This window comes from Crocosphaera sp. Alani8 (assembly GCF_038442745.1).
Lineage (GTDB): Bacteria > Cyanobacteriota > Cyanobacteriia > Cyanobacteriales > Microcystaceae > Crocosphaera.
Genome location: NZ_JARVCN010000073.1, coordinates 1 through 11,680, shown reverse-complemented (window position 1 = coordinate 11,680; position 11,680 = coordinate 1). Strand labels below are relative to the sequence as shown.

Annotated in this window: 10 protein-coding genes; all 10 read left to right on the top strand. The window is 39.4% G+C overall.

Annotation, left to right across the window (positions count from 1 at the left end):
- Positions 1-38 precede the first annotated feature (38 nt).
- The 10 genes from P9B04_RS05545 to P9B04_RS05500 all read left to right on the top strand — a co-directional run bounded on the left by P9B04_RS05545 (position 39) and on the right by P9B04_RS05500 (position 11,614).
- Positions 39-239: a hypothetical protein gene (locus P9B04_RS05545; RefSeq protein WP_342054008.1), complete on the top strand. Its 201-nt coding sequence runs from the start codon at positions 39-41 to the stop codon at positions 237-239.
- 128 nt (positions 240-367) lie between these two features.
- Complete coding sequence (locus P9B04_RS05540; RefSeq protein ID WP_342054007.1) at positions 368-2,731, top strand: glycoside hydrolase family 9 protein; 2,364 nt, start codon at positions 368-370, stop codon at positions 2,729-2,731.
- Positions 2,732-2,912: 181 nt separating this feature from the next.
- Positions 2,913-3,695 (top strand): glucose-1-phosphate cytidylyltransferase, encoded by a 783-nt coding sequence (rfbF, locus tag P9B04_RS05535; RefSeq protein WP_342054006.1) that lies wholly within the window; start codon positions 2,913-2,915, stop codon positions 3,693-3,695.
- A complete protein-coding gene (gene rfbG, locus P9B04_RS05530) occupies positions 3,689-4,780 on the top strand; it encodes a CDP-glucose 4,6-dehydratase (protein ID WP_342054005.1) in 1,092 nt (363 codons plus the stop codon). The genes rfbF and rfbG overlap by 7 nt, the downstream gene beginning before the upstream one ends.
- On the top strand, positions 4,773-5,222 hold the full coding sequence (locus P9B04_RS05525) for a dTDP-4-dehydrorhamnose 3,5-epimerase family protein (protein WP_342054004.1): 450 nt from the start codon (positions 4,773-4,775) through the stop codon (positions 5,220-5,222). Before rfbG ends, P9B04_RS05525 begins: the two co-directional genes overlap by 8 nt.
- The gene (locus tag P9B04_RS05520; protein ID WP_342054003.1) at positions 5,219-6,172 is read left to right on the top strand and encodes an NAD-dependent epimerase/dehydratase family protein; all 954 of its coding nucleotides are present in this window, start codon (positions 5,219-5,221) and stop codon (positions 6,170-6,172) included. The genes P9B04_RS05525 and P9B04_RS05520 overlap by 4 nt, the downstream gene beginning before the upstream one ends.
- Before the next feature lie 85 nt (positions 6,173-6,257).
- Positions 6,258-7,418 carry a glycosyltransferase gene (locus P9B04_RS05515; protein WP_342054002.1) on the top strand — a complete coding sequence of 387 codons (1,161 nt, stop codon included), beginning with the start codon at positions 6,258-6,260 and terminating at the stop codon, positions 7,416-7,418.
- Between the two features lie 162 nt (positions 7,419-7,580).
- The gene (locus P9B04_RS05510; protein ID WP_342054001.1) at positions 7,581-8,816 is read left to right on the top strand and encodes a glycosyltransferase; all 1,236 of its coding nucleotides are present in this window, start codon (positions 7,581-7,583) and stop codon (positions 8,814-8,816) included.
- A gap of 101 nt (positions 8,817-8,917) precedes the next feature.
- On the top strand, positions 8,918-10,273 hold the full coding sequence (locus P9B04_RS05505) for an oligosaccharide flippase family protein (protein WP_342054000.1): 1,356 nt from the start codon (positions 8,918-8,920) through the stop codon (positions 10,271-10,273).
- 339 nt (positions 10,274-10,612) lie between these two features.
- Positions 10,613-11,614 carry an O-antigen ligase family protein gene (locus P9B04_RS05500; RefSeq protein WP_342053999.1) on the top strand — a complete coding sequence of 334 codons (1,002 nt, stop codon included), beginning with the start codon at positions 10,613-10,615 and terminating at the stop codon, positions 11,612-11,614.
- The last annotated feature ends 66 nt before the right edge of the window (positions 11,615-11,680 follow it).

Sequence of the window (11,680 nt, the reverse complement as noted above, 5' to 3'; positions counted from 1 at the left end):
CTTGAGTCAGTGAACCAAGAATCCCCCGAATTATATTCGTGGGGAGTGTCAAAAACGGACGTAGTGGCAGTAACTACGTTGCAGGAGTGATTAACCAACATCCTCAATTAGTTAATTATGGAGAAGTTTTGGGAGAATGGACACTTCCTTATCGTCTCTATGAAAAACTTGCCAATCATAAAGTGCCTGTAGACAGTTACCTTGATTATATTTACTCTAACAAGTTTATGTTATGTTAAATCAAACAATTATTTGCCAAGTTAAAATAAAATTTGTAACATTGTTCACAAAGATTTGGCTAATTTTTACTGTTAAAACCTCGATAATTAGTCATCGAGGTTTTAACAGTAAAAAAATTAAATTTGCTATGATAGGCTTTGCTTTAGTCCTGTCTAGCTATAATTTTTCTAATGTTTTATCTAGTGAATGGTTCTTATTAAAGAAAAATTCTCCTACTAATCCTACTCCCCATGTTTATCTAGTTTCACCCAATGTTCTCGCAGTGGGACTAGAGATAGGAAAAATTACAAAAGGAAAACCAGTTACTTACAAGTCTGAACCTGTAGATATTATTAATGATAGAGGTTGGATTTTACGGAATAGAGAAATTGTTGGTTACTTAGTTGATGAACACAAATCAATCATGCGAACCTTGGATAAATATGAAGGGAAAGAAATTGACAAGCAATGGATAACAGAACCTAATAACTATCAGATTACTTCTTCTACTGATGAATTTTATCGATCAGGAATCCACCCAAAACAAGTTTTTTATAAGATAAAACCCATAGGTTTAGCTCAAGTTAAACCCAATGAATTTGAGTCTCCCAAACGCTATACAATTTATTTAAAATTACCCCAAGAATTAACTGAGAATAGTTCCTATTCCCTTCGATTTCAAGGTAACGTACTAGAAAATATTACCTTCACCTATGATCCATCTAGGATGCCAAGTGAGGCTATTCATGTTTCTCAGTTAGGCTTTCATCCAAACGATCCTTCTAAGGTTGGATTTCTATCAACTTGGATGGGGGTTAATCAGCCGATAGATTACAGCCCGAATACTTCCTTTTGGTTAATTGACAGTCAAACAAGAAAAAAAGTCTATCAAGGTAAGATTCAACTTACTAAATCAAAGAATCAGTGGGAAGATAATAGACGGCGTAATTACAATCAAACTAATGTTTATTTGATGGACTTCAGCGATTTTAATCGGAAGGGAAGCTATCAAATATTGGTTGAAGGAATAGGAACATCACAACCGTTTCCAATAGAAGAAAAAACATGGGAGAAAGCCTTCTATGTATCTGTACGAGGTTTGTATCATCAACGTAGTGGAATAGCTCTAACCAAACCCTACACCACCTACGAACAACCCCGTTCTTTTCATCCTGAAGATGGAGTAGAAGTGTATCAATCCACCATTCCTCTAATGGATACTAATATGGGTCTAAATTTAGGCAAAATCAAGGCATTCGAGGGATTACAAGCAACCAGAACCGATCAAACTGTTCCAGAAGCTTGGGGCGGTTGGTTTGATGCAGCCGACTGGGATCGTCGTATTCAGCATTTGCAAGTCAGTCGTTATTTATTAGAGTTAGCTCGAAGCAATACCAATTATTTTGCTGAACTATCTCTTAATTTGCCAGAGTCGAATAACTTACTGCCAGATATCATCGACGAAGCTCTTTGGGGATTGGATGTATTCAGGCGATTACAAACTCCAGAAGGAGGTATTCGCGGAGGAATTGAATCAGCAAGTCACCCGAAAAAATACGAGGCAAGTTGGCAAGAATCCCACGCTATTATGGTTTATGGACCAGGGATATGGTCTAGCTATATTTACGCGGGTGTAGCAGCCAGAGCTGCCTACATTTTAGAGGATTACGAACTCAAATTGTCTAAAATATACGCTCTTAGCGCGGAAAAAGCCATGATATGGGCTGAACAGCAATGGTTAACAATGAATGGTCCTGCTGTTGAAATCGAGCGAGAGCGGAATCTGGCTGCAGCCGAGTTGTATCGTTTAACAGAAAGCCCAAAATGGCATGAAATTTTTCTTGATACAACCGTTTTTAAGAAGCCAAATGTCAAAATTTATCAGTCAAAGAAAACACAACAGGAAGACGCTGCTTTTGTGTACGCTCAAACCCGACATCCATCCATAGATAGACAGATCCAGGATAACGCTCGATACGCCTTGATAGAGTTTGCTGAGGCTCAACTCAGTTGGATTGACAATACAGGTTTCAAGTGGCAAAAACACCCTCATGCTCCTTTACGCTGGGGAAGTTCCCTTGGTTCTCCCGATACCATCACCCTAATGCGCGCCCACCAATTGACAGGAAATCCTCGGTTTTGGCAAGGGATTATTTTAGCTACCCAATTTTCAGCAGGAGCTAATCCCGATAATCTTATTTACACCACTGGACTAGGACAGCGATCGCCCCAAGATCCCCTAATTGCTAACACAATAGCTACAGGTAACAATCCTCCACCAGGAATTACTGTTTATGGACCGTTTGATCGGCCTAAACCCAAATATTGGGATAGAGTTTTTAACTTGTTTGCAGATTCCGTTCATCCTTGGCCAACTGATTGGCCTACAACAGAAGGCTATTTTGACGTGTTTCGATACATTCCTGTCACAGAGTATACTGTCCATCAAACTATTGCTCCCACGGCTTATACATGGGGTTATTTAGCATCTATTACAGATCGTTTAAACTAATCGTTTCAATGTTTTAATTGATCTAGCTTAGAGCGAAGGGGTGGCGAGTTTCAAAATCTTAATGTTTAATTTATTTAAGTAGAAATTGCCGTCAATAATCAATAAATTTCAGTCAATTAGATATTTGTAGATGGCAATCTATGATAGTGTATTCGGTAGCAATTTTAAGGAGAGAAATATTGTGAAAACAGTGATCCTCTGCGGCGGTTTCGGGACTCGTATTCGAGACGTCGCTGATAATATTCCTAAACCCATGATTCCCATCGGAGATAAGCCTATTATCTGGCATATTATGAAGTATTATGCATCCTGGGGGCATAAAGATTTCGTTTTATGTTTGGGGTACAAAGGACAGTCCATCAAGGACTTTTTCTTGAATTATGAAGCCAGCACCAGTGATTTTACATTAACCTTAGGCAACGGTAGTCAGATTGACTATCATAACAGCCATTCAGAAGCAGAATGGCGCATTACTTTGGCCGAAACAGGTTTGAACACCCTAACTGGCTCTCGTATAAAAAAAGTGCAGAAATACCTTGTGGATGAAAAGAATTTCATGTTAACCTATGGCGACGGAGTTGGATCTATTGACATTGAACGACTCATAGATTTTCATCTATCTCACGGCAAAATTATGACAGTGAGTGGTGTTCGCCCCCCGGGACGATTTGGAGAATTAGAGGTAGGTGAGAGTAACGCCATTAAAGGTTTTAATGAAAAACCACAAGCATCAGGAGGTCGTATTTCAGGAGGATACTTCGTCTGTCGCCAAGAAATATTCAAATATCTCGACGAACAGGGAAATCAAACTTTAGAACGAGAACCCATGGAAAATTTAGCTCATGAAGGTCAAATGATGATGTACAAACACGATGGATTCTGGCAACCGATGGATACCTATCGAGATTACAATCTCTTAAATGGACTGATTCAGAAAGGAGAAGCCCCTTGGATAAGATGGTAGATAAGCAATCGATTATTGATGAATTGTCTGTTTTTTCCGGGAAGAAAGTCTTTTTAACCGGTGATACGGGTTTTAAAGGCTCTTGGTTAGGGTTCTGGTTACACGAACTTGGGGCAGAGGTGTTGGGTTATGCCCTACCCCCTCAACAACCCATTGATCACTTCTCAGCCATTGGTTTAGACAGCATCATCAAGCATGTAGATGGTGATATAAGAAATTTAGAGCAACTACTAGACACTGTTCAAAATTTTCAACCAGAATTCGTTTTTCACCTAGCCGCACAGCCCCTGGTTCGCCTTTCCTATAGTAACCCGAAGTTAACCTTCTCTACCAATGTGGATGGTTCGGTCAATGTTTTAGAAGCAGTTCGTTTAACTCCCTCTGTGCGTTCATTGATTTATGCAACATCCGATAAATGTTATAAGAACCGTGAATGGATTTGGGGATACCGTGAAAATGACGAATTAGGAGGGCATGACCCCTATAGTGCCTCAAAAGCAGCCGCAGAGTTAGTTTTTTCCTCTTATTACGACTCTTTCTTCCAATTTGTTGAACAGTTGGGGGTTGCCAGTGTTCGGGCAGGGAATGTCATTGGTGGAGGAGATTGGGCGGAAAATCGGATCATTCCCGACTGTATTCGCTCACTGAAAACAAAACAACCAATAATGTTACGTAACCCTGCATCCACTCGTCCTTGGCAACACGTGCTAGAGCCAGTTTTTGGTTATCTAGCCCTAGCGGCCAAACTTTATACCACCCCTAAATCCTATTCGGGTTCCTGGAATTTTGGACCACGGATCGATTCCATCCAATCGGTACAAACCCTGGCAACAGAGGTGATAAAGGTTTGGGGTGACGGGGAAATAATTAGCAATATCGACAATAATGCACCCCATGAAGCTCGTTTACTGCAATTAAATTGCGACAAAGCCAATCAACTGCTTGGGTGGTCACCCTGTTGGGATTTCGCTCGCACCATCCAAGAAACAGTTCATTGGTACCAATCAGTTGTCAAAGGGGACGATGCCTTGTCCCTAACCCAAAAACAAATCCAAGCTTACAGGAGGTCACAAACCAATGATTGAAGGGGTTAAAATTACACCATTACGGCAGATTCTTGATGAGCGTGGCAAAATTATGCACATGATGCGTTGCGACAGCGACATTTTTCAAGGATTTGGTGAAATCTATTTTTCCTGTGTTTATCCAGGGGCAATCAAAGGCTGGCACATTCATACAGAAATGACCTTAAACTATGCAGTTCCCCACGGTCATATTAAATTTGTACTTTATGACGATCGCCCAGATAGCTCCACCAAGGGGGAATTACAAGAGGTCTTTATGGGCCCTGACAATTACTGCTTAGTAACTGTTCCCAAGTTAGTATGGAATGGATTTAAGGGTTTTGGGGATGAAATGGCAATTGTGGCCAACTGTACTGATATTCCCCACTCCCCCAATGAAATTCAACGGAAAGATCCCTTTGATACCTCTATTCCCTACGACTGGAGCATAAAACACCGATGAAACAGCGTATTCTGATTACAGGGGGTTTAGGCTATGTGGGAGGTCGCCTGGCGGTAGATTTATCCACTGATCCCAATTATGAGGTAATTGTCACAACTCGTTCTATTGCCCCTCCCCAAACATCTTGGCTACCCCAAGGGAAAGTAATGTCATTGGATTTACTCAATCGCCAAGACTGCGATCGCATCTGTGAAGGTATAGATACAGTAATCCATCTAGCCGCCTTGAATGAAATAGATAGTGGGAAAGATCCAGACAAAGCCCTTTTAGTAACTGGTTTGGGGTCACTAAATCTTTTGAAAGCAGCGGAACAGGCTAAAGTTAAGCAATTTATTTATTTTTCTACGGCCCACATTTACCGCGCTCCCCTCGTTGGCAACATCACGGAAAACGACGTTCCCCGCCCAGCCCATCCTTACTCCATTACCCATAAAACAGCAGAAGATTTTATCCTAGCAGAGGGGGATAGATCGTCTTTACGTACCCTAGTCTTACGCCTTTCTAACGGTATTGGTGCGCCCACACACCCCGATGTCAACCGTTGGACTTTGGTGGGCAATGATCTTTGTCGTCAAGCTGTCACAGAAAAAGCCCTAACCTTACGTTCGTCAGGATTACAGTGGCGAGACTTTATTACCTTAAGGGATGTAGGAGAGGCCGTTAAGCATTTATTACAACCGGAAATCGATTGGGGTAACGGAATATTTAATTTAGGAGGGGAAATGCCCTTGAGGATTATAGATATCGCTCAGTTGATTCAGCAACGTTGTGAAATCACCTTGGGATTTACCCCAAAATTGATACGTCCTGCCCCTAAACCAGAAGAAAAGTATCAAAACCTCCATTATTCCATTGATAAGCTCAAGCACACAGGATTCATTCTTCACGGAAATTTAACAGAAGAGATAGATGCAACTCTTCATCTTTGTCAGAAAAAATGGGATCAGTAAGCTAAAATGAATTGAGGCTCAAATAATTGCACATCGCTTTTTGATTCCTATTTTTAATCAAATCTAGCTCAAAGGCCAAAGATTTATGTCTCTAAACATTCTTTCCCAACGAGGAATTTTTGAAGGTTCCGCCTTTTGTTTTCTCTACGAACTGGAAAACTTACTGGTAAGCACCTGCTCCGCTAACCTTCTCATTCCCAGAACAAATAAAATAACTCAATGGTTAAATCAAAAAAACCTCTCCCGTTCTCTGACTAAAAAAATTATGGAGAACACCATCGGTTTATACAATCCTATTGATATTAATCTTCCCTCTGATCAAGAACCAAATGTTTTATTAGTCTTTTGCCTTAATCCCGCCCATCTCAGTATGTTGACAGCCATTCCAGAGTGGCGTGAAAGGTTCGATGTAGTGGCGGCTTATGTTATTGATGCCTGGGATTTGCAAATCTACCCTAAGGAAATCAGTGAAATTGATCATCTTTTCGTTCCTGTTCAAGAATGTGTTAGGGAGTTGAGCCAAGAATTTAACATTGGCGTTTCTCTTTTACCATTTGGGGCAGATGTGTTAAGATACAGCTCAACAGATGCAGAACGTCCCATCGATGTTATGAGTTTTGGCAGAAATCCTGTCAATTTTCATCTTCAGTTAACTGAAACTCTAAATGACTCGGTGAGTCATTACCTTTATTATCGCCATCCTGGTTTATGCGGAAATTGGTTACCCGACACATCGCAATATGAAGGTAGGGGGGATCACGAACTACGAAGGTTATTTCACAAAATGATTCAACGTTCAAAAATTATCTTAGCCTTTGATCCACTCTATCAAACCGATCAAATTTATGAAACACGGAAAGTTAACTCTAGAAAATGGAAATTTCGACATTCCATCCTCTCTCTACGCTGGTTTGAAGGATGTGCTGCTGGATGCGTTATATTAGGGAAACGTCCTCAAACGCCTTTATTTGATGACATCATGGGATGGAAAGATTCGGCTATTGAATTACCTGATGACGAATCCCAATGGATTCCGTTTACATTGGATTTATTGGCAGACGACGTTCGCCTTGCAACGATTCGACAACGTAACTATGAGCAAACTTTAGCCCATCACGATTGGAGATATAGAATTCATGATATTTTTAATACTTTAAATCTGAAGGTTCCTCAAGGGTTAAACAAAGAATTGGCTCAACTTTCTGTTAATCTATCTTGTTCTAAGGATATGAATTGTCAGACATAGAATATGGCGTTAAGGCTTAAATAAAAAAGTTCGTTTTGAGTATTGTCTGTAATCTCATGAGGTCTCCTTTTCCTATTTAGTGGGGAATACTCAAAATAAATACGATGGAATAACCTAACCTAAATTTTAAAAACTGTACAACCATTCTGTCTTAACAAAAAGATGAAACTTGCTTATATGACGGGACAGTATCCTAGAGCAACGGATACATTTATTCAACGAGAGATTCAAGCTTTACGTCAGCAAGGATTTGAGATTCAAACCTATTCCGTGCGCAAACCTAACATTGAACAATTAGTAGGAAAAGAGCAAAAAAGCGAGTGTAAACGAACATTTTATTTACTTCCTCCTAATTTTTTCCTATTATTTATTTCTCATTTTTATTTAGTTTTTACTAAAATAGATTTCTATCTAAGAGGAATTAAATTAGCTTTAAAAACCAGTCAACCGGGGATTAAGGGGTTTTTCTATCAAATGTTTTATTTTTTAGAAGCAGGAATATTGGCCAAACAACTTGACGAAAACAAGATCGAACATCTTCATAATCATATTGCCGATTCAAGCTGTACAGTAGCGATGTTAGCAGCTCAGTTGGCTGGTGTTCCTTTTAGTTTTACTATTCACGGACCCTACATTTTTTTTGAGCCTTATCGTTGGGCGTTGACAACAAAAATTGAACAAGCATTATTCGTATCTTGTATTAGTTATTTTTGTCGAAGTCAATGTATGTTATTTTCTTCTTTGGATTACTGGCAAAAACTTCATATTGTTCATTGCGGAGTCGAGCCAGAGCTTTTTAACCCCGTGACTCACACTGGAAAAGGCGATCGCCTACTTTATGTAGGTCGACTGGCAGCGGCCAAAGGTCTTCCTCTTATGCTCGAAAGTTTGGCAAATTTAAAAGAAGTTTACAGCGATCTGCATTTAACAGTTATTGGTGATGGAGAAGATCGCCATGAACTTAAGCAACTAACCCAAAAGTTGGGGTTGACTCAAATGGTCGAATTTGTTGGTTATAAGTCTCAAACAGAGGTTAGAGAATATTTACAGAAACACGATATCTTTGTATTACCTAGTTTTGCTGAGGGGGTTCCTGTTTCCTTGATGGAGGCTATGGCATCGGGACTTCCTGTTATTTCCAGTCGTATCGCTGGCATTAGCGAATTAGTGGAGCATGGGAAAAGTGGCTATTTAATTCCCCCAGGGGACATTGAGCAACTATGCCAAAAGATTGAGGCACTGTACCTCGATTCCGAGTTAAGACAATCGCTTGGTACTCATGGGTGCCATCACGTCTTGCAAAACTTTAACATAGAAAAAGAAACTGATTGGCTGGCTGAGATTTTTCGAGGCTCTCAAGAGAAAAAAATCCTTCCTATTCGTTTTTTGAACGTATAAATAATGTGCAAATTTATTAGTCATACTTTTTCAGCGAACTCCCCTTAAACTAGATATTTTGTCGACTAAATCCATCAAATGATATTTCTATTTTTAAACATATGACAAGTTCTCTCAAAAAGCTGGCAATCAGAGGTTCAGCCTGGACAATCATTGGATATGGAACCTCCCAGACATTCCGTTTTGCTGGCAATCTTATTTTAACTCGCCTTCTTGCTCCGGAGTATTTCGGAATTATGGCAATTGTAAATACCATACGTATGGGGTTAGAGTTATTATCAGATATTGGCATTACACAAAATGTTGTTCGTAGCGAACGGGGAGATGAGCAGGCATTCTTGAATACAGCCTGGACGATTTCACTAATTAGAGGATTGGGTTTGTGGTTTGTCTTATTGCTATTATCTTGGCCGATTTCTCGTTTCTATGAAAATCCTGTTATGTTTCCTGCATTAGTAGCAATTGGTTTAGTTTCCCCATTGCGTGGGGCGGTCTCACCCCAACTTTATACTCTAAATCGTCACATGATGTTAGGGAAAATGACCTTACTAGATCTATCAACGCAAGTTATAGCTCTAAGTACTATGGTTATTTTATCGTTATTTTATCCATCAATTTGGGCGTTAATAATTGGTGATTTGGTCGGACAGACATACAGAACAGTAATGAGTTACTTTATTGGTCCCCAAGACAAACACTACCTATGTTTGGAAAAAAAAGCAAAAGAAGAAATTATTGGCTTTGGCCGTTGGATTTTCGTTAGCAGTGTGGTTTTGTTTCTTTCTGAGCAATCAGATAGACTAATCCTCGGAAAACTTATTCCCCTAGACATTTTAGGAGTTTATAGTATTGCTTATGTGCTGGCTAATCTTCCCGTGAAAATCACAAGGCAAATGGGATTTAAAGTCATCTTTCCACTTGTTTCTAAGCAGATTCATCTCCCCAGAAAAGAGTTAAAACAGAAATTGAACAAAAATCGATGGAAACTTCATCTTGTTTTGTTATCAATCCTTGCATTTTTAGCTGGATTAGGTGACTTACTTATCGAGTTTCTCTACGATAGCCGTTATGAGCAAGCTGCCTGGATGTTGCCTATTTTAGCACTAGGGGCATGGTTTTCAGCCTTATTCTTCGTTGCTAGTCCGTGTATTTTAGCTTTAGGTAAACCTGTGTATAATGCTAAGAGTCGAGTTTTTCGACTATTTTTGGTGGCTTTTGGTTTACCGATTGGGTTTAAGTTGGCCGGCATTTTCGGGTCAATTTTGGTGGTTTCTCTAGGAGATTTACCAGCTTATATAGTCATTCAATATCATCTCATGAAGGAAGGAATTGGAAGTCTTAAACAGGATATTTCTGCGTCTTTTATACTAATCGGTATGATATTAGTAATTTATACCATCAGAGAATTGATGGGAGTGGGGAGAATTTTTGATTCAGTCTTCATAAATGTGAATTAAAAGAAACTATGGATTTTCTGAAGTTTTAATTATGTCAATAAGAAAATGGTTTTTCAAGTACTCACACCTCCAACTATCAATCGCTCAATTCCAAGACAAGCGGAATTACTTTTCGCTCTAATTGGGATCTTTTTCCATACAGGATCACTGGATTTTTTACTGAAACTTTGGGGATTACAAAGAGTCTCAACATTACTCCGATATAGTATTGTATTATTGACTCTACTGGGACTGCTTTCGTGCTGGAAAAAAACAAGTCAAGTTCTTCGGGAAGCTCGATGGACATGGCCACTCGTACTATTTTCAATCTTGTCTGTTCTTTGGTCGAGAAACATAGGGGTGACGATTCAAAGTCTTCGTTCAGACTTTATTCCGATTACGTTATTTGGCATTTACCTAGGAGTTCGCTTTTCTCATTCCACGTTGTTTAGGTTACTGTTTCGTAGTGTACTAATTCTCTCGTTTATTTCTTTGGTGGTTGCTTGGTTGATACCCTCAATAGGAAGACATCCTATGACTCATTTTGCTTATCCTGGTGCTTGGAAAGGAATTTTCACACATAAAAATTCTCTTGGTTTTAACTTGATATTAACCAATGTTTTTCTTTTTTTAAGATGGCTAGACCATAGTCAAAAAAAGAACCTCATCGATTATGCTTTATTGTTTTTACTAATCGGTGGAACCATTTTGTCCGAGTCTCTTTCTGCTTTACTAATCTCTTACTTATCTATTAATTTGACTTGGCTGTACTGTTATTGCTATCAGTGGAGGGGAAAACCAACAATCTTGGCATTAAAGATTGTTTTCATGGTATGTGTAAGTCTGATTGGTATTGTCAGTGTTTTGTGGACTCCTTTAATGACAGGATTAGGAAAAGACCCTACCTTATCAGCACGTACTTTAATCTGGGAGTATGTGTTAGGTAGAGTTGATGAAAGTATAATTTTGGGTTTTGGTAGAGAAGTTTTTTGGAAAACCCCTGGTCTGTTTACAAACGTTTGGCGAGTGGCTCATCATGTTCCTCCCCACGCTCATAATGGATACGTCGATTTATTGGCTGATTTAGGCTACGCAGGTTTATTGCTATTTTTCGTCGCCTTACTACCGATTTTAGTTAAGGTGTTAAAGTTAGCGTATCAGAACAGAAATATGTACGATATTTGGCCACTTGCTTTTATGATTATTTTCTTAATTAGCAATAGTGTGGAAAGTTTGTTATTGAAAGGAGCTAATTTTTCTTGGCTAATCTTTGTTGTGATAGCCTGTTCTCCCTTGACTCATTCGGGAAGCCCCCCAAGTTCCCAAAGGCAAACAAGTAGAATTAGGTCAAGTAAAATTTAAAGCTTAATAACCATTAGCTAACCGCCGAGAAGCCCCGCACTATAAACGAGGGGGATTTATCAAACC